Annotated in this window: 20 protein-coding genes; 5 read left to right on the top strand and 15 right to left on the bottom strand. The window is 66.9% G+C overall.

The annotated features are described in order from the left end of the window. Position 1: 1 nt before the first annotated feature. The 4 genes from frr to rpsB form a co-directional block, all read right to left on the bottom strand. Positions 2–559 carry a ribosome recycling factor gene (gene frr, locus G578_RS0112865; protein ID WP_028794583.1) on the bottom strand — a complete coding sequence of 186 codons (558 nt, stop codon included), beginning with the start codon at positions 557–559 and terminating at the stop codon, positions 2–4. Positions 560–565: 6 nt separating this feature from the next. Beyond that, the gene (pyrH, locus tag G578_RS0112860) at positions 566–1327 is read right to left on the bottom strand and encodes a UMP kinase (RefSeq protein ID WP_038014114.1); all 762 of its coding nucleotides are present in this window, start codon (positions 1325–1327) and stop codon (positions 566–568) included. A gap of 30 nt (positions 1328–1357) precedes the next feature. Then, positions 1358–2281 carry a translation elongation factor Ts gene (gene tsf / locus G578_RS0112855; protein ID WP_028794581.1) on the bottom strand — a complete coding sequence of 308 codons (924 nt, stop codon included), beginning with the start codon at positions 2279–2281 and terminating at the stop codon, positions 1358–1360. A gap of 112 nt (positions 2282–2393) precedes the next feature. Beyond that, positions 2394–3230 (bottom strand): 30S ribosomal protein S2, encoded by an 837-nt coding sequence (rpsB, locus tag G578_RS0112850; protein ID WP_028794580.1) that lies wholly within the window; start codon positions 3228–3230, stop codon positions 2394–2396. A 160-nt stretch (positions 3231–3390) separates the two neighbouring features. Between rpsB and G578_RS0112845 the strand changes: the two genes are divergently transcribed. Together G578_RS0112845 and G578_RS0112840 are read left to right on the top strand one after the other, a co-directional pair. Further along, positions 3391–3762, top strand: coding sequence for a hypothetical protein (locus G578_RS0112845; protein WP_028794579.1), 372 nt, complete (start codon positions 3391–3393; stop codon positions 3760–3762). Positions 3763–3855: 93 nt separating this feature from the next. Beyond that, positions 3856–4299 (top strand): PAS domain-containing protein, encoded by a 444-nt coding sequence (locus G578_RS0112840; protein ID WP_169400856.1) that lies wholly within the window; start codon positions 3856–3858, stop codon positions 4297–4299. Between the two features lie 168 nt (positions 4300–4467). On the opposite strand, the gene G578_RS0112835 is transcribed toward G578_RS0112840, so the two are convergent. Continuing rightward, positions 4468–5997 carry a M81 family metallopeptidase gene (locus tag G578_RS0112835; protein ID WP_038014111.1) on the bottom strand — a complete coding sequence of 510 codons (1530 nt, stop codon included), beginning with the start codon at positions 5995–5997 and terminating at the stop codon, positions 4468–4470. Between the two features lie 111 nt (positions 5998–6108). On the opposite strand from G578_RS0112835, the gene G578_RS0112830 reads away from it, so the two are divergent. Next, the gene (locus G578_RS0112830) at positions 6109–6588 is read left to right on the top strand and encodes an NUDIX hydrolase (RefSeq protein WP_211228900.1); all 480 of its coding nucleotides are present in this window, start codon (positions 6109–6111) and stop codon (positions 6586–6588) included. Here the strand turns inward: G578_RS0112830 and dnaE are convergent. Beyond that, positions 6585–10076, bottom strand: a complete 3492-nt coding sequence (dnaE, locus tag G578_RS0112825; RefSeq protein WP_028794575.1) for a DNA polymerase III subunit alpha — start codon at positions 10074–10076, stop codon at positions 6585–6587. The genes G578_RS0112830 and dnaE overlap by 4 nt on opposite strands. Positions 10077–10373: 297 nt before the next feature. Between dnaE and G578_RS0112820 the strand changes: the two genes are divergently transcribed. Continuing rightward, the gene (locus G578_RS0112820) at positions 10374–11600 is read left to right on the top strand and encodes a pentapeptide repeat-containing protein (protein WP_028794574.1); all 1227 of its coding nucleotides are present in this window, start codon (positions 10374–10376) and stop codon (positions 11598–11600) included. A 6-nt stretch (positions 11601–11606) separates the two neighbouring features. Here G578_RS0112820 and G578_RS0112815 read toward each other — a convergent pair whose 3' ends face one another. The 7 genes from G578_RS0112815 to G578_RS0112785 form a co-directional block, all read right to left on the bottom strand. Continuing rightward, entirely contained in the window at positions 11607–12338 is a 732-nt protein-coding gene (locus G578_RS0112815; protein ID WP_051244740.1) for an ABC transporter ATP-binding protein, read from the bottom strand. Next, a complete protein-coding gene (locus tag G578_RS0112810; protein WP_028794572.1) occupies positions 12331–13578 on the bottom strand; it encodes a lipoprotein-releasing ABC transporter permease subunit in 1248 nt (415 codons plus the stop codon). Before G578_RS0112810 ends, G578_RS0112815 begins: the two co-directional genes overlap by 8 nt. 82 nt (positions 13579–13660) lie before the next feature. Further along, positions 13661–14974 (bottom strand): proline--tRNA ligase, encoded by a 1314-nt coding sequence (gene proS, locus G578_RS0112805; protein WP_028794571.1) that lies wholly within the window; start codon positions 14972–14974, stop codon positions 13661–13663. A gap of 225 nt (positions 14975–15199) precedes the next feature. Beyond that, a complete protein-coding gene (locus G578_RS0112800; protein ID WP_175474327.1) occupies positions 15200–15688 on the bottom strand; it encodes a MarR family winged helix-turn-helix transcriptional regulator in 489 nt (162 codons plus the stop codon). 105 nt (positions 15689–15793) lie between these two features. Next, positions 15794–16684: a 3-hydroxyisobutyrate dehydrogenase gene (mmsB, locus tag G578_RS0112795; protein WP_028794569.1), complete on the bottom strand. Its 891-nt coding sequence runs from the start codon at positions 16682–16684 to the stop codon at positions 15794–15796. Positions 16685–16759: 75 nt separating this feature from the next. Continuing rightward, entirely contained in the window at positions 16760–17836 is a 1077-nt protein-coding gene (locus G578_RS0112790) for an enoyl-CoA hydratase/isomerase family protein (RefSeq protein WP_028794568.1), read from the bottom strand. A gap of 30 nt (positions 17837–17866) precedes the next feature. Beyond that, a complete protein-coding gene (locus tag G578_RS0112785) occupies positions 17867–19009 on the bottom strand; it encodes an isobutyryl-CoA dehydrogenase (RefSeq protein ID WP_028794567.1) in 1143 nt (380 codons plus the stop codon). A gap of 203 nt (positions 19010–19212) precedes the next feature. Between G578_RS0112785 and hemB the strand changes: the two genes are divergently transcribed. Then, on the top strand, positions 19213–20238 hold the full coding sequence (gene hemB, locus G578_RS0112780) for a porphobilinogen synthase (RefSeq protein WP_028794566.1): 1026 nt from the start codon (positions 19213–19215) through the stop codon (positions 20236–20238). Positions 20239–20592: 354 nt separating this feature from the next. Here hemB and G578_RS0112775 read toward each other — a convergent pair whose 3' ends face one another. Continuing rightward, positions 20593–21600: a YheT family hydrolase gene (locus G578_RS0112775; protein ID WP_028794565.1), complete on the bottom strand. Its 1008-nt coding sequence runs from the start codon at positions 21598–21600 to the stop codon at positions 20593–20595. Continuing rightward, positions 21590–22477, bottom strand: coding sequence for an alpha/beta fold hydrolase (locus G578_RS0112770; protein WP_028794564.1), 888 nt, complete (start codon positions 22475–22477; stop codon positions 21590–21592). The genes G578_RS0112775 and G578_RS0112770 overlap by 11 nt, the downstream gene beginning before the upstream one ends.

Here is a 22477-nt window from a genome sequence, read left to right as displayed (position 1 = left end):
CTCAGACCTGCATGATGTCCTTTTCCTTGGCCTCCAACGCCTCGTCGATCGCCTTGACGTGGCTGTCGGTCAGCTCCTGGATCTCCTGCTCGTACAGATGACGGTCGTCCTGGCTGAGGTCGCCGTCCTTCTCCGCCTTCTTCAGCATGTCCATGCCGTCGCGGCGCACGTTGCGCACGGCCACGCGGGCGTTCTCGGCATACTTCGCCGCGATGCGGCTGAGTTCCTTGCGGCGCTCCTCCGACAGATCGGGCAGCGGAATGCGGATGAGCTGGCCGTCCGACTGCGGGTTCAGGCCGAGATCGCTGTCGCGAATCGCCTTCTCCACCGCCTTGCTCATGCCGCGGTCCCAGACCTGCACCGACAGCATCCGGGGTTCCGGAACGCTGACCGTGCCGACCTGGTTGATCGGCATCTTCGCGCCATAGGCGTCGACCATGATCGGATCCAGCAGGCTGACCGACGCCCGTCCGGTCCGCAGGCCGCCGAACTCGCTCTTCAGAGAGGTTACGGCGCCGTCCATGCGGCGCTGGATATCGTCGAGATCGGGTTCCGCCATCTTCTGCTACTCCGTAATGATCGTATACCGGCCCCTGGCGTGGACCACCTCGGCGAAGGCCCCGTTATTGTGGATGGAAAAGACCAGGATCGGAATCTCGTTCTCACGGGCGAGCGAGATCGCCGAGGCATCCATCACCTTCAGGTCGCGCGTCAGCACATCCATATAGCTCAGCCGCTCGTAGCGCGTCGCCGTCGGAACCTTCATCGGGTCGGCATCATAGACGCCATCGACCTTGGTCGCCTTCAGCAGCGCGTCGCAGCCCATCTCCGACGCGCGCAGGGCGGCGGCGGTGTCCGTCGTGAAGAACGGGTTGCCCGTGCCGGCGGCGAAGATCACCACCCGGCCCTTCTCCATGTGGCGCATGGCGCGGCGGCGGATATAGGGCTCGCAGACCGCGGCGATCGGCAGGGCAGACAGCACCCGGGTCTGGATGTTGCGGCGCTCCAGGGCGCTCTGCATGGCCAGTGAGTTCATCACCGTGGCCAGCATGCCCATGTAGTCGCCGGTGGCCCGCTCCATGCCGGCGGCCGCCGCGGAGATGCCGCGGAAGATGTTGCCGCCGCCGATGACGAGGCAGACCTCGGTGCCGGCCTTGGAGACCGACTCGATCTCGCCGGCCACCCGGTCGACCATTTCCGGGTCGATTCCGTAAGCGAGGCCCCCCATGAGGGCCTCGCCCGAGATTTTCAGCAGGACGCGCTTGTAGACGGGACCCTGGCCGTCGGCTTGATTGCCGGCCGTCTCCCCGCTTCCGTCCTCCGCCATGCGTCTCTCCTTGCCGCTATGGCGTTCGGGTCAGTGAGCGAGCGTTGCCGCGACCTCGGCCGCAAAGTCGCTTTCCTCACGCTCGATGCCCTCACCCAGCTGAACACGGGCGAACCCGGTCAGCGTCACCGGCGCGCCGACGGTCTTGGCGGCGTTCTCGACGACCTTCGAGATGCGGGTCTCGCCATCGACCACGAAGGTCTGCTCGAGCAGGACGACCTCCTGGTAGAACTTGCGCAGACGGCCCTCGATCATCTTGGCGATGATCTCGTCGGTCTTGCCGCTGTCGCGGGCCTGCTCGATCAGCACCGCACGCTCGCGCTCGATGGCGGCCGGATCCAGGTCGTCGGTCGACAGGCTCTGCGGCGCCGCGGCGGCCACGTGCATGGCGATCTGCTTGCCAAGCTCATTCAGCTTGTCCTTGTCGCCGGTCGACTCCAGCGCGACCAGCACGCCGATCTTGCCAAGGCCCGGCTGGACCGCGTTGTGGACATACGGGACGACCACACCGTCGGTCACCGACAGCACCCGCGCGCGGCGCAGGGACATGTTCTCGCCGATGGTGGCGATGTTGTGGGTCAGCTGCTCCTCGACGGTGCGGCCCGTCTCCGGATAGGCGATGCCCTTCAGGGTCTCGATGTTCTCGCCATGCGCCAGCGCCAGCTTCGTCACGGTCTCGACGAAGTTCTGGAAGGTGTCGTTGCGCGCCACGAAGTCGGTCTCGGAGTTGACCTCCATGACCGCCCCCTTGGTGCCGTCGACGGCGGCGCCGACCAGTCCCTCAGCCGCCACGCGGCCGGACTTCTTCGCCGCCGCGGCCAGGCCCTTGGTGCGCAGCCAGTCCACCGCCGCGTCGAGATCGCCGTCGGTCTCGGTCAGGGCCTTCTTGCAATCCATCATGCCTGCGCCGGACTTCTCGCGCAGTTCTTTCACCAGAGCAGCCGTGACAGCCATGGTTAAATCCTCGTCGCTGGTAAGGTTCCACGGCGGCGACCCTGGTGGCCGCCGCCTCGACTATGCCGTTGTCTTCTGCCGCGCCGGACGGAGCCGGGCGACGGTCGTCGGGTCAGGCGCCGGCCGGCTGCTCGGCCGGCTTCTCAGCGGGCGTCTCGGCGGCGGGCTGTTCGGCCGGCTCGGAAGCCTCGGCCTCAGCCGCGAGCGCCGGCTCGATCGGTGCCTCGGTGCTCTCGCCCACATCGCCGCCGGAAGCCATCGCCTCGGCCTGGATGCCGCCGATCACGGCCCGGCCCATCAGTTCGGTGTAAAGCGCGATGGCGCGCATGGCGTCGTCATTGCCCGGGACCGGGTAGGTGACGCCGTCGGGATCGCAGTTGCTGTCCAGGATGGCCACGACCGGAATGCCCAGGGTGTTGGCTTCCTGAATGGCCAGCGACTCCTTGTTGGTGTCGATCACCACCATGATGTCCGGCAGGCCGCCCATTTCCTTGATGCCGCCCAGCGCGCGCTCCAGCTTGTCGCGCTCGCGGGTCAGGCCCAGGGTCTCCTTCTTGGTCAGGCCGCCGACGCCGGCGTCCAGACGCTCCTCCAGCTCCCGCAGGCGCCGGATCGAGTTGGAGATGGTCTTCCAGTTGGTCAGCATGCCGCCGAGCCAGCGGTGGTTGACGTAGTACTGGCCGGACTGCTTCGCCGCCTCGGCGATCATGTCGGCCGCCTGGCGCTTGGTGCCGACGAACAGCACGCGGCCATTGTTGGCGACAACGTCGCGCACGGCCTCGAGGGCACGATGCAGCAGCGGAACGGTCTGGCGCAGATCGAGAATATGGACGTTGTTGCGCACACCGAAGATGTACGGCTCCATCTTCGGGTTCCAGCGGCGGGTGTGGTGGCCGAAATGGACACCGGCCTCAAGCAGCTGGCGCATGGTAAAGGTAGGGACGGTCATGTCTTTCCTCGGGTTTTCCGGTTCAACCTCCACGAGCGATAGCCGAGACACGGTCTCGACACCGGAGCGGGCCGTCCGATCCGGCGGAAACCGGGCTCGGGGGAACGCGTGCTCGTGTGCGGATTTAAGCGGCCGTTTCTCTACAGGCTGCAGGCCGGTTTTGCAAGGACGCAAAGCGGCGATTTCCGCGGCTCTCTCCCTGGCCGCCGGTCTGTTCTGTGCCGCCGGTTCCGCCAGTGCCGGCCCGCTGGGCGACCGGATCGCCGAATCACTGTGCTATCCGCCGAGTGCCGAGCGCATGGCCCTGGCACCGGAAGACCGGGCCCGCCTGCTCGCCGCACCGCCGGTCACGGGCGACTACCGGGACATCCAGGGCAGCGAGGCCCGGGCCTGGTTCGAGGTGCTGTCCGACGGCACAGCACGCTGCCGGACTCCGGCGAATTCGGCCATGACCGTGACTTTCTGCGCCGCCGTGACCCTGGAGGCCGACGCCCTGCGCCGGGCCGAGCGGCGGCTATGTAAATTTCCCTAATTAAAGTATGTAGGTTGCGGGGAATTGGCCCGGGCCTGAGGGGACCACCGGATGCAGGATGTGATGATCTCACGCGCGCTGACGTCTGCGCGCATGCGATCGCCTCTGGTGCGCGAGGCCTATGCCTACTGGGCCGGCAAGAAGCGCGGCGATCTTCTCCCGGCCCGCGCCGATGTCGATCCGGTGGATATCCCCCGCATCCTGCCGCACATCTCCCTGGTGGAGCGCGAGGCGGAGACCGGCCGCTACCGCTACCGGCTGTTCGGCTCCGCCCTGGTGGACATCCTGGGCAAGGAGCCGACGGGCAAGTACCTGGACGAGATCTATCCGGATTTCGAGCTGAGCGAGAGCCGGCGCTACCGCGACCAGGTCTTCGAGATGGGCAAGCCGAGCCACCGCATCGGCCGCCCTTCCCTGCGCTTTCCCAAGGATTTCGTGACGGTGGAGCGGCTGTATCTGCCGCTGGCCGAAGACGGCCGCCGAGTCGATATGATGATGGGCGTGCTGGTCTTCAGCATGGACTCGCTGGAGGGGTGAAGTAGGGCGGAAAGCGGCTCTCTCCCTTAATCTCCCCGGCTTTCAGCCGGGGCCCAGAGCAAAGCTTGCTGGAACGGTCGGGAAAAACTCGGAGCTGCTCCAGCACGCCGCCCCCTCGGTCCCGGCACAGGGCCGGGAAGACGAGTATGAGCAATGGAGCCCGGATCCCTAAACCGGCGGCGTCCAGGTGGTCTCCGGATCGAGCGGGTAGACCGGGCGCGGCAGGCCCTTCCAGTCGAAATTCGCCAGGTTCGGCGAGGTCAGGCCCGGCACGTCCACCTCGATGATCCGCTCCGGCGGGAACAGGTGCTGGAAACCGGCGCGGAAATGGCCCCGCGACTTCACCACGATGGAGCGCGCGCCGACCACGTCCAGCCCCAACTCCTCGATGAAGTCGGTGGACAGGCACTGCTGGCGCTTGGTGATGACGATCAGCGTGATGCCGTCCAGCGCCAGGATCGCGGTGTCGCCCAGGCTGACGCTCTTGCCCGCGACCATGCCGTGGCGGCCGACGAACTCGCCGTCATGCAGGCGCACGACCCGGGCGTCCCACTCCAGCGGGTCGGAGTAGTTCGCCGTCTCCTGCGTGTTCATCCGGGCGCGGAAGGTGCCGCCCTCGCCCGCCGCCTGGGCCTGCTCGACCAGGGCAGGGTCGTAGAACACCGCGAAGACCGCGCCATGCACGCCGGCCTCCAGAAAGGCCTTCAGAATATAGGTGGTGTTGCCGCGCCCGCCGCCGCCGGGATTGTCGGCCGGATCGGCGAAGAGCAGCGACGGCAGCACCGCGTCGGCACCGACCGCCTTGGCCTTCGCCACCGTCGCGTCCAGCGCCGTCATGTTGGTCTGATAGCGCTCATGCTCGGCCCAGGCCGCCTTGGCCAGCTTGATCGCCAGCGCCTTGGCGTGCTCCGGGTCGTTGCGGGTGGTGACGATCACCGTCATGCCGTTCTTCGGGGTGTCGGCGAAGGCGAAGCCGGAGACGATGGAGATGTTCATCACCCGGTCGTCCAGCTTGGTCTGGCCCAGGCGGATCAGGTCGCCGTAAGGATGTCCCTCGGCGGTGAGCTGGGTCACGGACGGCGCCACCAGCGGCAGACGCACCCGGTAGGCGGTCGGCTTGACCCCGGTGGTCAGCATCTCGTCCATCAGGGTCGCCGCCTCCGCGCCCCGCTCGTAGATATCCACATGCGGATTCTCGCGGTAGCCGATCAGGATGTCCGCACTGTCCATCATCACCTCGGAGATGTTGCAGTGCAGATCCAGGCTCGCCACCACGGCCACGGCCGGCCCGACGCAGCGCCGGACGAGCGCGAAGACCTCGCCGTCCGGGTCGTGGGTATGGGTCGCCGTCGCCCCGCCATGCTCGGCGATATAGACGCCGTCGAGTGTGCCGGCCGCCTTCAGGCCCGCCTCGAACTCGGCGAGCAGTTCGTTGAAGAACCCCTCCTCCACCGGTCCGGCCGGCTGCGAGGCGGCGTGGGTGACCGGCACCGGCTCCCAGCCGTCCACGCCGTACTTCTCGTCCATCACCGCATAGAATCCGCGGATGCCGTTATAGAGCGGCGACGGCTCCTTGCGCGCCAGCTCGGTGATTTCCGCCCCCCGGTAATACCCGCGCTGCTCGAAGTCCCAGCGCTTGCACGGCGGCGCGAAGGCGTTGCTTTCCAGCGAGAAACCGAGAATGGCGATGCGTTTCATGATAGTCCCTTGAGTGCGTGGAGTCGGCGACCGCGCCGTCGCGGCGCACACTGACCGCCGAAATCCGATCCGCTATAGAGAGCAGCCGGACAGCGAGCGGAAGCGATCAGCATGACGGACATCATTCACCGAAATGCCGTGAGGGCAATCCTCCTAACGCCCGAAGCGGCGGTTCTTCTGATGCGGATCAGGCTGCCCGGCCGGCCGGTCTTCTGGATCGCCCCCGGCGGCGGGATCGAAGGCGACGAACCGCCGGACACTGCCCTGCGGCGCGAGTTGCAGGAGGAAGTGGGGCTGTCCGCCTTCGAGCCGGGCCCGCTGCTCTGGCGTCGCCGGCACACCTTCAGCGTCGGCGCTAAGCGCTACTGCCAGACCGAGGCGTATTACGCGGTGCACACGCCCCGCTTCGAGCCGGCGATGTCCGACGCCGTGGAAGCGACCGTGCTGGATGCCTTCCAATGGTGGTCGCTGGACGGTCTCCACCGACTGACCGACCCGGTGGCTCCCAGAACTCTGGCGACGATCGTCGACCGGTACCTGCGCCACGGCCCTCCGCAAGGGCCGCTGTCTCTCGATGTGGAAACCGACTAGAGATCCTTCACGTAGTCGATTCCCGGCAGCGCCTTTACCGCGCCGCGCAGCCGGCTGGAGACCTGATAGGCCTCCGGCAGCTTGATGCGCACGTCGCCGCGGGCGGTCGGCACCACCACGTGGATGCGGCCGCGGCCCCTGCCCTCGTTCTGGATCAGGCTCTTCAGCGTCTCCAGGGGCGAGGTGTCGTGCAGGAAGATCTCCAGCCCGGCCGCGGTGCGCTCCACCGCCTTGTCCAGCGGCTCCACCGAGGAGGCCAGCAGGCGCAGGTTGTCGTCCTCGATCCTCGCATCGGCCCGCACCAGGAGCGGTTCGCCGGCGTCGAGCAGGTCGCGGGACGAGGCCAGCACCTCGGAGAACATCGTCACCTCGAACACGCCGGTGCGGTCGGTGAGTTGGGCGAAGGCGAAGCGGTTGCCGGACTTGGAGGTGCGGATCTGCCGGCCGACCACGATGCCGGCCAGCACCAGCCGGGTCTGGCCGCCCTTGCGCACCGCCGCGGCATGGGCCTCGGTGGAGGAAACCACCTCCAGCCGCGCCAGGCTCTCCGCATAGGCGTCCAACGGATGGGCCGACAGGTAGAAGCCGAGCGCGTCGAACTCCTCCTTCAGCCGGTCCATCTGTGGCCATTCGGGGCGGCTCTTCAGGCGGATGTCCTGTTCCTGCGGCGCGCCGCCCTCCACGGCGAAGAGGCTGACCTGATTGGACTTGCGCTCGCTCGCCGCAAGACTGACGTGACGTACGATTGTTTCAAGGCTTTCAAATAGCTCTGCGCGATTCTTGTGAAGCTGGTCGAAGGCGCCGGCCCGCACCAGATTCTCCAGTAGGCGCTTGTTGACCTGGGTCGGATCGGCGCGGTCGGCGAAGTCGGACAGGCTCTTGAACGGCCCGTCCGCCTCGCGCAGCTCGACCAGCGCGTCCATGGCCGAGCCGCCGACGTTCTTCACCGCCGCCAGCGCATAGCGGATGCCGTAGGTGCCGTCGTCCTTGCGCTCCACCGCGAAGTCGCGGCGCGACCTGTTGATGTCCGGCGGCATCAGGTCGATCTTGAGCTTCTGCAGTTCCTGGCGGAACACGTTCAGCTTGTCGGTATTGCCCATGTCGTAGGTCATCGACGCGGCCAGGAACTCGACCGGGTAGTTCGCCTTCAGATAGGCGGTGTGATAGCTGACCAGGGCATAGGCGGCGGCGTGGGACTTGTTGAAGCCGTAGCCGGCGAAGGCGGCGATCTGGTCGAAGATGCCGCTCGCCTGGGCCTTGTCCACGCCCTGCTCGACGGCGCCGTTCACGAACTTCTCGCGCTGGGCGTCCATCTCCTCCTTGATCTTCTTACCCATGGCCCGGCGCAGCAGGTCGGCGCCGCCCAGCGTGTAGCCGGACAGCCGCTGGGCCGCCTGCTGCACCTGCTCCTGATAGATCATGATGCCGAAGGTCTCCTTCAGCACCGGCTCCAGGACCGGGTGCATGTAGTCGGGCCGCTCCTCGCCGTGCTTGCAGGCGATGTATTTCGGGATGTTCGCCATCGGGCCCGGCCGATAGAGGGCGACCAGGGCGATGATGTCCTCGAAACGGTCGGGGCGCAGGCGGCGCAGCACGTCGCGCATGCCCGAACTTTCCAACTGGAACACGCCGGTGCTCTCGCCCTTGGCCAACATGGCGTAGGTCGGCCCGTCGTCGAGCGGCACCTTCGACAGGTCGATCTCGATTCCCCGCTCCTTCAGGTGGTCGACGGCGCGCTGCAGCACGGTCAGGGTCTTCAGGCCGAGGAAGTCGAACTTCACCAGCCCGGCCTGCTCCACCCATTTCATGTTGAACTGGGTGACCGGCATGTCGGAGCGCGGATCGCGGTACAGCGGCACCAGATGGTCCAGCGGCCGGTCGCCGATCACCACACCGGCGGCGTGGGTGGAGGAGTTGCGGTACAGCCCCTCCAGCTTCAGGGCGGTCTTGATCAGGTTGGCGACGTTCTCGTCGGCATCGCGCTGGGCCCGCAGATCCTCCTCGGTCTGCAGCGCCTGCTCCAGGGTGACCGGATTGGCCGGGTTGTTCGGCACCAGCTTGCAGATCCGGTCGACCTGGCCGTAGGGCATCTCCAGCACGCGGCCGACGTCGCGCAGGGCGGCGCGGGCCTGGAGCTTACCGAAGGTGATGATCTGGGCGACCCGGTCGCGACCGTACTTCTCCTGCACGTAGCGGATCACCTCGTCGCGGCGGTCCTGGCAGAAGTCGATGTCGAAGTCCGGCATGGACACGCGTTCGGGGTTCAGGAAGCGCTCGAACAGCAACCCCCAGCGCAGCGGATCCAGGTCGGTGATCAGCAGCGAATAGGCGACGAGCGAGCCGGCACCCGACCCACGGCCCGGGCCGACCGGGATGTTCTTCGCCTTCGCCCATTTGATGAAGTCCGACACGATCAGGAAGTAGCCGGGGAAGCCCATCTGCTCGATGATCCCCAGCTCCATCGCCAGCCGCTCGTGATAGGGCTTGGCCGCCGCCGCGCGGCCCGCCGCGTCCATGTCCTCCGTGTAGACATGGGCGGCCAGCCGGCCCTGCAACCCCTCCTCCGCCTGGGCCCGCAGCTCCTCGGTCTCGGTGCGGCCGCCCTCGGTCTCGAAGCGCGGCAGGATCGGCGCCAGCTTCTCCGGCATCACCGCGCAGCGCCGGGCGATCACCAGCGTGTTGTCGATCGCCTCCGGCAGGTCGGCGAACAGCTCGCGCATCTCCTCCGCCGTCTTGAAGCGGTGATGCGGCGTCACCCGCCAGCGTTTCGGATTGCCGATGGTCGTGCTCTGGGCGATGCAGAGCAGCACGTCCTGGGGCTCGTGCATGCCCGGATCGGCGAAGAACACGTCGTTGGTCGCCACCAGCGGCAGGTCGCGGGCGTAGGCCAGGTCGATCAGCGGTCCCTCGATCCGGTTCTCCTCGTCGAGGAAATGGCGCTGAAGCTCGATATAAAGCCGGTCCGGAAACAGCCCCTGAAGCTGGGTCAGCATCGCCTCGGCATCGGCCCTGCGCCCTTCCAGCAGCAGCCTGCCTACGCCGCCCTTCATGCCGCCGGTGAGCGCGATCAGCCCCTCGGTACGGCCCTCCATGTCCTCAAGGGAGATCTGCGGCACCTCCTCGCCCGTGCCGTCCAGGAAGGCCTGGCTGACCAGACTCATCAGGTTGCGGTAGCCGGCCTCGTTCTGGGCGATCAGCGGCAGCTGGTCCGGCAGCACGTCGCGGCCGCCCACCACGCGCAGCCCCTTACGCTCGGTATCGACCGGCCGGCGGATGTTGAGCTGCACGCCGACGATCGGCTGCACCCCCTCGCCCGACGCCGTGACCGCGAACTCCAGGGCGCCGAACATGTTGCCGCTGTCGGTCATGGCGACAGCCGGCATGTTGTTCTGCTTGGCCAGCTTCACCAGCTGCTTGGCGTGGATCGCCCCTTCCGCCAGGGAATAGGCGGAATGCACACGGAGATGGACGAAATCGGCGTGAGTCATAGGGGGCCTCCGAAGGGATCGGCGATCATCCCATACGGCCGCTGCCAGGTCACCCGCGGTGACCGAACCGGCGGACCTTTCGCCCTTTCGGCCGCCGTCGCTGCGCCCCGGGAGATCGGGAATCGCCGCGGATTCGTGCGGCCCCGCAAGGAAAGCCTCTGATTTAAATTAAGTTAAAATTCTACCTAAATGGCAGGAAAGATAATAATTTTTTTGGTGTTCCTCCATCGAAATTAAGACTGTTTTAAGTCTCACGGGTGAATGCTGGGGCTCCCTTCTATAGAGGTATTTGCAGGCATGTCCGTCGCAGAGCCCAACGAGCCGTCGAAGTCGCCGACCGACATCCACGCGGTGTTCCGGGCGCATGTTTCCTATTTGCGTGGGGAACCCGGAGGCCGGCGCTGTCAGCTAAAGTCGGCCAAGTTCGACGGCCGCAACCTGGACAGCATCAATCTGCACCAGGCCACGCTGTCCGGGTCGACCTTCACCCGGACGTCCCTGGAGGAGACCGATCTCTCCAACGCCGACCTGTTCGCCTGTGACTTCTCTGCCGCGAACCTGCGCAACGCCTGTCTGAACAAGGCCGACCTGCGGGGCGCGAACTTCACGCTTGCGAACCTGTCCGGCGCCAAGCTCCGCGCCGCCGACCTGCGGCCCGGCCACATCCTGCAGTGGGGCGAAGAGGTAAAGCGCGTCTCCAGCCTGGCGGACGCCAACCTGGACGGCGCCGACCTGACCGACGCGAACGTGTCGGAGGCCAACATGGCGATGGCCAGCGCCAAGGGTGCCGTGTTCCACGACGTGGTTCTGCATGCGGTGAACCTGGCCGGTGCCGACCTGTCCGGCGCCGACCTGACCGGCTGCAACCTGAAGAACGCCAACCTCACGGGCACCAATCTCGACGGCGCCGATCTCAGCGGCGCCAACCTGACCGACGCCAATCTGCGCAACGTCGACCTGTCCAAGGCGAATGTCGAGACCGCCAACATGATGGGGGCGATCCACCGGGACAGCCAGCGGCCGCTGCCGGGCGAGATCGAAGTCATGCTGCGCGAGCACAGCAAATGGATCGCCAGCAACGGCACCATGGGCGCCCGCGCCAACCTGAAGGACTTCGACCTGGCGGAGCTGGACTTCTCCAGCTGCGACGTGCGCGGCGTCTGCTTCGACGGGGCGAATCTGAAGGGCGCGGCGTTCGTGCGCTCCGAGCTGTTCCTGACGTCATTCCAGGGCGCGAACCTGGAAGAGACCGATTTCTCGTTCGCCCGGGCGTCCGGCACCAACTTCGCCGGCGCGCTGCTGGCAGGGTCGGTTTTCATCAGCACCCGGGTCGAGGATGCCGAGATCATCGGCCCGGACGGTCACAAGACCGGACGCAGCCTGTTCGCCCGCTTCCGGGGAGCCGATCTCAACGGTGTGAATTTCGCCGGCAGCATTCTGGACGGCGCCGATCTGTCCGACGCCGACCTGACCGGTGCGAAGCTCGAATTCGCCAAGATCAAGCGCGCGCGGGGTATCGACTGAGCGGACTTACAGGGTCCGCTCGACCAGCCGTCCGTCGCGGAGCTCCACCACCCGATCCATCTGCGCCGCCAGATCCAGGTTGTGGGTGGCGATCAGGGCCGACAGCCCGGTGCCGCGCACGATGTGGGTCAGCTGGGCGAAGACGTCCGCCGCCGTCTGCGGATCCAGGTTACCGGTCGGCTCGTCCGCCAGCAGCACCCGCGGCACGTTGGCGATGCCGCGCACGATGGCGACCCGCTGCTGCTCGCCGCCCGACAGGCGCGCCGGACGGTGGCTCGCCCGTTCGCTCAAGCCCACCATGTTGAGAAGCTGATCCGCCCGTTCCCGCGCCTCGCGCCTGGAAAGACCGGCGATCATCTGCGGAATCATGACATTCTCGCGGGCCGAGAACTCCGGCAGCAGATGGTGGAACTGATAGACGAAGCCGATGGTGCGCTGGCGGAAGCGCGTCCGCTCGCCGTCGCCCAGCTCGGCGCAGTTCCGCCCCCCCACCAGTACCTTGCCGCTCGTCGGCTGCTCCAGCAGGCCGGCGATATGGAGGAGTGTGGACTTGCCGGCGCCGGACGGCCCGACAAGCGCCACGATCTGTCCCTCGTTCAGCGTCATGTCGATGCCGCGCAGCACCCGCAGGGATTGGTCGCCCATGCCGAAGACCCGGGTGACGCCCTCGAGCACCAGGGCCTTGCCGTCTTTGCCCGCCTGGCGCGGCGCCGGCGGCGGCGTCAGCGGTTCATTCATAGCGCAGCGCCTCGACCGGATCGATGCGGGCGGCCCGCCAGGCCGGGTAGATCGTGGCGGCGAAGCTCAGCCCCAGCGCCATGGCGATGACGACGATCACCTCGGTCGGGTCCATCTTCGCCGGCACGTTGGTCAGGAAGTAGATCTCCGGCGGGAAGACCGAGGTGCCGAACACCGTCTCCACCCAGTCCTGGATCGCGTGGATGTTGATGACGAAGAGCAGGCCGAGGGCGGCGCCGACCAGCGTGCCCAGCACCCCGATGCTCGCCCCCGTCATGAAGAAGATCCGCGTGACCATCCCGCGCGACGCTCCCATGGTCCGCAGCACCGCGATGTCCCTGCCCTTGTCCTTCACCAGCATGATCATCGAGCTGATGATGTTGAAGGCCGCGACCAGGATGATCAGCGTCAGGATCAGGAACATGACGTTGCGTTCGACCTGCAGCGCATTGAAGAAGCTGCTGTTCTGCTGCTGCCAGTCGCGGAAGTACACCTCCGGCGGCAGCGCCTGCATCATGTTGAGCCGGACCTCCTTGAGGGAATCCGGATCGACCGTGAAGATCTCCAGCGCGTTGACCGAGTCGCCCTTCTGGAAGAACACCTGGGCCGCCTCCAGCGGCATGTAGACGAAGCTGTTGTCGTATTCGTACATGCCGACCTCGAACAGCGCGACGACCTCATAGGCCTTCATGCGCGGCATGCTGCCGACGACGGTCACCGCCGAGGACGGCGAGATCAGGGTCACCCGGTCGCCGACCCGCAGCCCCAGCCGGTTGGCCAGCCGGGAGCCGACCACCACGGCATCCTTGCCCTCGAAACCCTCCAGGGAGCCGACCTTGATGTTGTCGGCGATCAGCGACTTGCCCATCAGGTCGCTCGGCCGCATGCCACGCACGGCGCCGCCCGAGGCGACACCGTTCGCGGTCAGCATGGCCTGGCCCTCGACATGCGGGGTGACGCTGAACACGCCCGGCACCGAGGCCGCCTCCACGACGAGCTGGTCGTAGTTCTCGATCGACCCGTCCACGGCGTAGACGCCGGCATGGCCGTTCAGGCCCAGGATCCGGCCGATCAGTTCGGCCCGGAAGCCGTTCATCACGCTCATGACGATGATCAGGGTGGCCACCCCGAGCCCGATGCCGAGCAGGGAAAATCCGGCGATGACCGAGATGAATCCCTCCTGGCGACGCGCCCGCAGGTAGCGCATGGCCACCATCCGCTCGAATGCACCGAAGATCATGCCCGCCCTCTGTGTAAGGCGCGCACTGTCGGCGCCATATGCGGCGAGATCGTGGCGTGCAGCATCGTCACCGGGCCGCCGGTCAGCCGGCGAACCGGTTCAGCGCGGCCTCCGGAGACATCTCCTCGCGCTCGCCGGTCTTGCGGTTCTTCACCTCGACCACGCCGTTCGCCAGACCGCGCGGACCGACGACGATCTGCCAGGGAAGACCGATCAGATCCATGGTGGCGAGCTTGGCACCCGGACGGTCCGAACTGTCGTCCATCAGCACGTCCACGCCGGCCGTGCCGAGCTTGGCGTACAGATCCTCGGTCGCCGCGTCGCAGGCCGAGTCGCCGACCTTCAGGTTGACCAGGCCGATATGGAACGGCGCCACCTGTTCCGGCCAGACGATGCCGTTCTCGTCATGGCTGGCCTCGATGATGCCGCCGACCAGTCGCGAGACGCCGACGCCGTAGGAGCCCATATGGACCTCGGTCTCCTTGCCGTCCGGCCCGGCCACCTTGGCGCCCAACGGCGCGGAGTACTTGGTGCCGAAATAGAAGATGTGGCCGACCTCGATGCCGCGGGTATGGACCAGATCCGACTCGCCGACCGGACAGCTCGCCGCATCGTGCTTCTCGTCGGTCGCGGCATAGCGCGCCAGGCAGGCATCGACGATCGGCTGCAGGTCGCCCTCGTAGTCGACATCGGCCGGCACCGCGTCGGTGGTCAGCCAATCCTTGTGGCAGAACACCTCGCTCTCGCCGGTCTCGGCCAGGATGATGAACTCATGGCTCATGTCGCCGCCGATCGGACCGCTGTCGGCCGCCATCGGAATCGCCTTCAGCCCCAGCCGGTCGAAGGTCCGCAGATAGGCGACGAACTGGCGGTTATAGGCCAGCCGGGCGGCGTCCTTGTCGATGTCGAAGGAATAGGCGTCCTTCATCAGGAACTCGCGGCCACGCATCACGCCGAACCGGGGGCGCACCTCGTCGCGGAACTTCCACTGGATGTGATAGAGCCGGCCCGGCAGCTCGCGGTAGCTGCGCACATGGGCGCGGAAGATGTCGGTGATCTGCTCCTCGTTGGTCGGCCCGTAGAGCATGTCGCGCTCGTGCCGGTCGGTGATGCGGAGCATCTCCTTGCCGTAGTCGTCGTAGCGGCCGCTCTCCCGCCACAGGTCGGCCGGCTGGATCGTCGGCATCAGGACCTCGTTCCAGCCCGCGGCGTTCTGCTCCTCGCGCACGATCTGTTCGATCCGTTTCAGCACCTTGAAGCCGAGCGGCAGCCAGGAATAGATGCCCGCGCTGGACTGCTGCATCATCCCCGCCCGCAGCATCAGACGGTGGGACACGATCTCCGCCTCGCGGGGCGTGTCCTTCATGGTCGGCAGGAAATAGCGGGACAGGCGCATCGAGTTCCTCGGCAACAACGGGTGACGCGCCGTCCGGCGCGGATCTGCGCGCGCGTCGGAAGCGGAGCCCCGGGCGCGGTGCGGCGCACTCTAGAAAAGCACCCAGGGACTGTCCAAGGGAAATCCGGCCCCGGCAATATCGGTCAAGGCCAATCGATCCAAAGGCTGCACCCTGGAGAGACTTGGAAGACGGTCAGGCTGGAAGCGGCCGCGTCGCGGACCGGATCAGACGCCGCGCAGGCCGAAATTCAGCAGCGAGATCCAGAACCGCTCGAGATCGCGGTAGGAGGTGCTGGCGGTCTTCAGGTTGCCCGCCTCGACCGGCACGCCCGGCAGCGCCTTGGCATGGCGCTCGAACATGGCGTCGATCTCCTTGCACAGGTCCAGACCCTTGTCGGACAGACGCACGCGGATCGACCGCCGGTCATGGGTGGAACGCTCCTGCACCAGGTAGCCGTTCTCCACCATCTTGCGGACGTTGTAGGAAACGTTCGACCCCAGGTAATAGCCCCGGTTCGTCAGTTCCCCGACCGTCAGTTCCTCATCGCTGATATTGAACAGGATGAGGGCCTGAATGTTGTTGATATCCTCGACGCCGATGCGATCAAGCTCGGTCTTCACCACTTCCAGAAACTGGCGGTGAAGGCGCTCGATCAGCTTGATCGCGTCCAAATACTCGCGGCGGAGGTCCGTCACATCATCCGTCATTGTCATCGCATATCCCGCCGCTACTCGTCCCTATAACCGATACCATTGGAGACGCGCACCCATCAACGGGTCTAGACCAACACGTCTACACACGCAACTCGTTTCGATGAATTAGAAATCTCCGTCGCCCCGGATCATCTTGATGATGCCCGAGAAATCCGTGTCGGCATGGCCGCGGTCGACATAGTCCCGGAACAACTGCATGGCCTCCGCGCCCAGCGGAGTCTGCGCGTGGACCTGCTCGGCGGCGTCCTGGGAGAGGCCCAGATCCTTCAGCATCATCGCCGCGGTGAAACCCGGCTTGAAGTCGCGGTTGGAAGCCGCCGTTTCGGTCAGCCCCGGCACCGGACAGTTCACCGTCATCGACCAGCTCTGGCCGGAGGATTTCGAGCTGATGGCGAACAGCTTGGCGGTGTCCAAACCAAGCTTTTCCGCCATCGAGAAGGCTTCGCACTGGCCGATCGTGTTGATCGCCAGCATCATGTTGTTGCAGATCTTCGCCGCCTGGCCGTTGCCGCTGCCGCCGGCGTGAACGATGGTCTTGCCCATCGCCTCCAGGATCGGCTTGGCGCGGTCGAACGCCGTCTCGGAACCGCCGACCATGAATGTCAGGGTCGCGGCAGCCGCACCGGTGGTGCCGCCCGAGACCGGGGCGTCGACCATCTCCAGCCCCTTGGCGGCGGCGTCGGAAGCGACCGCGCGGGCGGTCGCCACGTCGATGGTCGAGCAATCGATCAAGAGGGTGCCGTCGGCAACCTTAGGCAGAATCGACTCGCCATACACGGCTTTAACCTGAGGCCCCGCCGGCAGCATGGAGACGACGATTTCGACCGAATCGACACAGCCTTCGGTCGAACTGGCGGTATCGCCACCCGCCGCCTCGAGGGCTTTGCGCTGTTCCTCCGACAGATCGAAGCCGCGCACGGTGTGCCCCGCCTTGATCAGGTTGGTCGCCATGGGCAGGCCCATGTTCCCGAGGCCGATGAAACCGATCGTCGCCATCTTGTCCCTCCCGAGGACCTTATTGTCGTTGCCGCGAACGCGTGCGGCGCATGCTCAAGCCTGCCCGGCCCGCGGTCAAGCCAGGGACCAGTCGCCGTGGGCCGGCGCGCTGAAATGCGCCGCCACGAGGTCGTCGCCGACCTCGGCCAGGGTCGCCGGCTGCCATTTCGGCGCATGGTCCTTGTCGACCAGCACCGCACGGATGCCCTCGTAGTAGTCGTGCCCGGCCATGCAGGCCTGCGACAGCCGGTATTCCATCCGCAGCACCTCGGCCAGGTTGGACGCCTCCCTGCCGCGGCGCATCAGCTCCAGGCTGATCTTCATGCTGGTGGGCGACTTGGACAGCAGATTGTCCCGGGTCTCGATGGCGAAGTCGGAGCCCTCGGCGGACAGGGCATCGATGATCTCCTCCACCGTGTTCGGCTTGAAGCAGGTGTCGATCACGCCGCGATGGGACGCCAGCGGATCCGGGCCGGCCGGCTCGGCCAGCCGCTCCAGCACGTCGTTCACCGCCTGCCGTCCCGCCGCCCCGGCGGCCATCGCCGAGGCGAGCTGCGCCTCGAAGCCCTCCAGCCGGCTCGACGGCACGAAATGGGTGCCGATGCCGAGCGCGCAGGCGCCGTCGGCATGGAGCCGCGCGCCGGTCAGCGCCAGATACGTCCCGCTCTCGCCCGGCAGGCGCGGCAGGAACCAGCCGCCGCCCACATCCGGGAACAGGCCGATCGCGGTCTCCGGCATGGCGAACATCAGCCGCTCGGTGACGATCCGATGCGAGCCGTGGATCGACACGCCCACGCCGCCGCCCATGGTCACCCCGTCCAGCAGGGCGACGAAGGGTTTGGAGAACGCGTGGATCTGGTGGTTGAGACGGTACTCGTCGAAGAAGAAGGTCTTCGAGAGCTCCGACGGCTTGCCGCCATTGTCTTCCTTGACCGACTTCCAGACCGCGCGGACGTCGCCGCCGGCGCAGAACGCCTTCTCGCCCTCGCCCTTGATCACCACGGCGCCGATGGCGTCGTCATGTTCCCAGTCCTCGAGCTTGGCCGCCATCTCCTTGACCATGCCGTGGGTCAGCGCGTTCAGCGCCTTGGGGCGGGTCATCTCGACCGTCGCCAGGCCGCCATCGGTCGAAAACTTGATCTCGTCGCTCACATCCGTCTCCGGGTGGGTCAGGTGGGGTGGTCAGTTGGCGAGCAGCTTGCGGGCGATGATCACGCGCATGATCTCGTTGGTCCCTTCCAGGATCCGGTGCACGCGCAGGTCCCGCAGCAGCCGCTCGATCGGGTAGTCCCTCAGGTACCCGTAACCGCCATGAAGCTGCAATGCCTCGTCGACGATCCGGTAGCAGATATCGGTGGCGAAACGCTTGGCCATGGCGGCGTGCTGGGTCGCCTCCGGCGATTTCGCGTCCAGGCTCGTGGCGGCGCGATGCACCATCAGTCGGGACGCCTCCAGCTCGGTGGCCATGTCGGCGAGTCGGAACTGGGTCGCCTGGAAATCGGCGATGGCCTGCCCGAAGGCCTTGCGGTCCTTCACATAGGCCAGCGATGCCTCCAGTGCCGCCCGGGCCCCGCCCAGGGAGCAGGCGGCGATGTTGATGCGGCCGCCGTCGAGCCCGGCCATGGCGATGCGGAACCCCTGCCCTTCGGACCCGACCAGGTTCTCGGCCGGCACCTTGCAGTCGTCGAAATTGACCATCGCGGTCGGCTGGCTGTTCCAGCCGAGCTTCTTCTCGTTCTCGCCGAAGGACAGGCCCGGCGTGTCCTTCTCCACCAGGATGCAGGAGATGCCCTTGGCCCCCTCCTCTCCGGTGCGGCACATCACGGCATAGACGTCGCTGGTCCCGCCGCCCGAGATGAACGCCTTACCGCCGTTCAGCACATAGTGCGAATTGCCGACCTTCTCCGCCCGCGTCTTCAGCGCCGCCGCGTCCGAGCCCGCGCCCGGCTCGGTCAGGCAGTAGCTGGCGATCTGCTCCATGGTGGCGAGCTTCGGCAGGAAGCGCTGGCGGATCTCGTCGCTGCCGTAGCTGTCCACCATCCAGGCGACCATGTTGTGGATCGACAGGAAGGCCGCCGTCGACACGCAGCCGGCGGACAGCTCCTCGAAGGCGATGGCCGCATCGAGCCGCCCGAGCCCGGAGCCACCGACATCGTCGCGCACATAGATCGCGCCGAGGCCGAGTTCCGCCAGGTCCTTCAGCACATCGACCGGGAAATGCGCCGTCTCGTCCCATTCCGCGGCGTTCGGTGTCAGGCGCTCGGCGGCGAAGGAGCGCGCCATGTCCTGAATCGCGCGCTGCTCTTCATTGAGTTGGAAATCCATCTGCGTCCCTCCTGCGGGCTGCGGCCGGTGCGTCGGCGCTCGAACTATACGCCGACGGGCTTACCGTGTCGGGCCGCGCGGGATAATCTGAATCGCTTTCGGGCAAGTCAACGGTGCCCCAAGGTCAATCGGGCGCCGGCGCCGTTGCATCGCTAGATGGGTCGCTTACACTCAGGCGCAACAACAAGACGAACGAGGACGCCATGCCCTTCAACGGCCGCCCCAAGACCCTGATCGCACCGTCCACCGGCTATCCGACCACCCGGCTGCGCCGGCCGCGCCAGGCCGATTGGTCGCGCCGGCTGGTTGCCGAGAACGCGCTCAGCGCGAACGACCTGATCTGGCCGGTCTTCGTGCATGCCGGCGACGAGCCCCGGATCCCGGTGGAGAGCATGCCCGGCGTGATGCGCTATTCCGTTGCGGAACTGGCCGAGGTCGCGCGCGAGGCCGCCGATCTCGGCATCCCGGTGATCGGCGTGTTCCCGTATGTGGAAGGCGAGTTGAAGGACGCCCAGGGCAGCTACGCGGTGGCCGACAACAACGTGGTCTGCCAGGCGGTGGAGGCGGTGAAGAACGCGGTGCCGACCCTCGGCGTGATGTGCGACGCCGCCCTCGACCCGTTCACCAGCCACGGCCATGACGGGCTGCTGGAGGACGGCTCCATCCTGAACGACGAGACGGTGGAGATCCTGGTGCGCCAGTCGGTGCTGCAGGCCAGTGCCGGCTGCGACATCATCTCGCCGTCCGACATGATGGACGGCCGGGTCGGCGCCATCCGCAAGGGCCTGGACGAGGCCGGTTTCCAGGGTGTGCTGATCATGTCCTACGCGGCGAAATACGCGTCCGGGTTCTACGCCCCGTTCCGGGCGGCGGTGGGATCCGCCTCGACCCTGGGGTCGGCGTCGAAATCGACCTACCAGATGGATCCCGCCAATTCCGACGAGGCCCTGCGCGAGGTGGCGCTGGACATCGCCGAGGGCGCGGACATGGTGATGGTCAAGCCGGGCATGCCCTATCTCGACATCGTGCGCCGCGTGAAGGACACGTTCGGGGTGCCGACCTACGCCTATCAGGTGTCCGGCGAGTACTCGATGATCATGGCCGCAGCCGAGCGCGGCTGGCTGGACGGCGAGCGGGCGATGATGGAGAGCCTGCTCGGCTTCAAGCGCGCCGGCGCCGACGGCATCCTGACCTATTTCGCCGTCGAGGTGGCCAAGCGGCTGCGGTAGGGGCTGTTTCTCTCCCCCATTTCCTCAACGCGTTCCCCGGCCCTGTGCCGGGGCCTACGCCTGGGATTGCCCTGACGCAGGTGAGCTTCGGAAACGCTTGGCACGCTGATCCGTAGGCCCCGGCACAGGACCGGGGAGTGCGTGGGGGGTGGTACGGGGTCAGTACGATCCCTCGGCACGTTGGAAGACGCGCGCCATATCGCCTTCTTCCATTCCATTTCCTTAACGCACTCCCCGGCCCTGTGCCGGGGCCTACGCCTGGGATTGCCCTGACGCAGGCGAGCTTCGGAAACGCTTGGCACGCTGAGCCGTAGGCCCCGGCACGAGGCCGGGGAGTGGGAGAAAAGAAGTAAGCTACACCCCCGCCAGAAACCGCACCGCCTCGGCGTCGGACCATACGCCGCCGGGCGCGTGGAAGCCCACATGGCCGCCGTGCCGCGTGAGCGTGGCCTGCACGCTCGGGCAAGCCTCCCAGTCCACCGTCAGATAGCCCGCCTTCGGGATCCAAGGGTCGTCCAGCGCGTGGATCACCCGGGTCGGGATCGCGATCCGCGCCAGGAATCCGCTGGCCGAGTTCCGGGCGTAATAGTCGGCGGCATCGGCGAAACCGTTGCGCGGGGCGGTGAAGGCGTCGTCGAAGGCGATCACCGACCGCGCCGCCGCCAGGCGATCGCGCTCGAGCGCCGTCAAGCCGCCCGGCACGCCCGCCACTTCCGCCCGCATCGCCGCAAGGAGGTGGCGGTGATACGCCGTGTTGCGCAGGATGGTGAAATTCCGGGCGGTCCCCATCAGGTCGATCGGCGCCGAGATCGCCACCGCGCCCCGCAGCCCCTTCTGCGCCCCGAACTCCGCCGCTCCCTTCAGCAGCATGTTCGCCCCGAGCGACCAGCCGACCAGCGCCACACCATCGGGCGCCACATCGTCGGTAGTCACGGCGTCGGCCCCGTCCAGGCCCAGGACCCGGTCGATCACCGCCGCCAGGTCCTCGCTGCGGCCGGAATGGTACTGCTGGCGACACAGCGGCCGGCTGGCTCCCGCACCGCGCAGGTTGAGCCGCAAGGTGGAAAAGCCCGCCTCCAGGAAGGTCCGGGCCGCCCGGCGCACATAGAGGCTCTCGGCACAGCCGGTCAGGCCGTGGATCAGGATCGCCAGCGGCCGGCCCGCCACCGGTTCCGCCGGCCGATCATGGATTCCGATCAGCGTGTCGCCGGTGCCGTCCGGCATCTCGAAGGACAGGGTCTGCGAGGCGGCCGCCGGCACCGGCTCGACCGGGCGGACAATGAAATCGCGGATGGTCTGGAGGTCCCCGCCGATCCAGGGGAAGCGCTGACGGAACGGCCGGACGCCGATCTCAGCCGGCATCGGCGACGGCGTCTTCCTCGGCCTCCTCGTCGAACGAGCGCAGCCAGTCGTGGACCACCTTGATCTGCTCCTCGGTCATCAGCGAGGGGGCGTGGCCGACGCCCGGGAATTCCACCAGCTCGGCCTTGGGGCCGGAGCGCGTCATGCGCTCGGCGGTCTCGCGGGTCAGGATGTCCGAATGCTCGCCGCGCAGCACTAGGGTCGGGCAGCGCACCTTGTCCCACACGTCCCACAGCTTCACGTCGGGCATCTCCTCGGTGAAGACGTCGCCGATCGCCGGGTCGTAGTGCAGGGCGTAGGTGCCGTTCTCCTGGCGGATCGCCGAATGCAGCGTGAGGTCGGACCAGGCCAGGTCGTCGGGAATGCCGAAATCGGCATAGACCTCCTTGAAGTACTCCGCCGCCTCCTGAAGGTTCTTGAAGCGCGGGTCCTCGCCCACACGAGTGCCCAACCGGCTCAGCGCTTCGCCGGAGATCACCGGACCGACATCGTTGAGGATCAGCCGTCGGATCGGCGATTCCTCGCGCGCCGCCAGCATCATGCCGATCAACCCGCCCATGGACGTGCCGACGAAGTCGCACTCCTCCAGGCCGCGATACTGGAAGAACGCGTCCATGTGCTTCAGGTAGGTGGGATAGTTGTACTCCGTCTTGTCGGCCAGCCAGCCGGAGCGGCCGCGGCCGACCACGTCGACCTCAATCACCCGGTAGTCCTTGGCCATGGCGATGGCGAGCCGGTCGAAATCCCGGCCGTTGCGGGTCATGCCGTGGACGCACACCACCACCCGGTCGCGCGACCGGTCGCCGAAATCCTGGAACGCCAGCCAGACGGTTCCATTATGGTCGGTGAAGGGAAAGCTTCCCGCGCTAGGACGCAT

It is taken from the genome of Thalassobaculum salexigens DSM 19539, from assembly GCF_000423805.1.
In the GTDB taxonomy this organism is placed as follows: Bacteria; Pseudomonadota; Alphaproteobacteria; order Thalassobaculales; family Thalassobaculaceae; genus Thalassobaculum; species Thalassobaculum litoreum.
Note: the sequence above shows the minus strand (reverse complement) of the source record. Positions and strands in the feature narration are given on the sequence as shown.

Bases quoted from the DNA above. Each gene is read 5' to 3' on its own strand.
- frr (WP_028794583.1), bottom strand. From the start codon at position 559: ATGGCGGAACCCGATCTCGACGATATCCAGCGCCGCATGGACGGCGCC.
- pyrH (WP_038014114.1), bottom strand. From the start codon at position 1,327: ATGGCGGAGGACGGAAGCGGGGAGACGGCCGGCAATCAAGCCGACGGC.
- tsf (WP_028794581.1), bottom strand. From the start codon at position 2,281: ATGGCTGTCACGGCTGCTCTGGTGAAAGAACTGCGCGAGAAGTCCGGC.
- rpsB (WP_028794580.1), bottom strand. From the start codon at position 3,230: ATGACCGTCCCTACCTTTACCATGCGCCAGCTGCTTGAGGCCGGTGTC.
- G578_RS0112840 (WP_169400856.1), top strand. From the start codon at position 3,856: ATGCGATCGCCTCTGGTGCGCGAGGCCTATGCCTACTGGGCCGGCAAG.
- G578_RS0112835 (WP_038014111.1), bottom strand. From the start codon at position 5,997: ATGAAACGCATCGCCATTCTCGGTTTCTCGCTGGAAAGCAACGCCTTC.
- G578_RS0112830 (WP_211228900.1), top strand. From the start codon at position 6,109: ATGACGGACATCATTCACCGAAATGCCGTGAGGGCAATCCTCCTAACG.
- dnaE (WP_028794575.1), bottom strand. From the start codon at position 10,076: ATGACTCACGCCGATTTCGTCCATCTCCGTGTGCATTCCGCCTATTCC.
- G578_RS0112820 (WP_028794574.1), top strand. From the start codon at position 10,374: ATGTCCGTCGCAGAGCCCAACGAGCCGTCGAAGTCGCCGACCGACATC.
- G578_RS0112815 (WP_051244740.1), bottom strand. From the start codon at position 12,338: ATGAATGAACCGCTGACGCCGCCGCCGGCGCCGCGCCAGGCGGGCAAA.
- G578_RS0112810 (WP_028794572.1), bottom strand. From the start codon at position 13,578: ATGATCTTCGGTGCATTCGAGCGGATGGTGGCCATGCGCTACCTGCGG.
- proS (WP_028794571.1), bottom strand. From the start codon at position 14,974: ATGCGCCTGTCCCGCTATTTCCTGCCGACCATGAAGGACACGCCCCGC.
- G578_RS0112800 (WP_175474327.1), bottom strand. From the start codon at position 15,688: ATGACAATGACGGATGATGTGACGGACCTCCGCCGCGAGTATTTGGAC.
- mmsB (WP_028794569.1), bottom strand. From the start codon at position 16,684: ATGGCGACGATCGGTTTCATCGGCCTCGGGAACATGGGCCTGCCCATG.
- G578_RS0112785 (WP_028794567.1), bottom strand. From the start codon at position 19,009: ATGGATTTCCAACTCAATGAAGAGCAGCGCGCGATTCAGGACATGGCG.
- hemB (WP_028794566.1), top strand. From the start codon at position 19,213: ATGCCCTTCAACGGCCGCCCCAAGACCCTGATCGCACCGTCCACCGGC.
- G578_RS0112775 (WP_028794565.1), bottom strand. From the start codon at position 21,600: ATGCCGGCTGAGATCGGCGTCCGGCCGTTCCGTCAGCGCTTCCCCTGG.
- G578_RS0112770 (WP_028794564.1), bottom strand. From the start codon at position 22,477: ATGCGTCCTAGCGCGGGAAGCTTTCCCTTCACCGACCATAATGGAACC.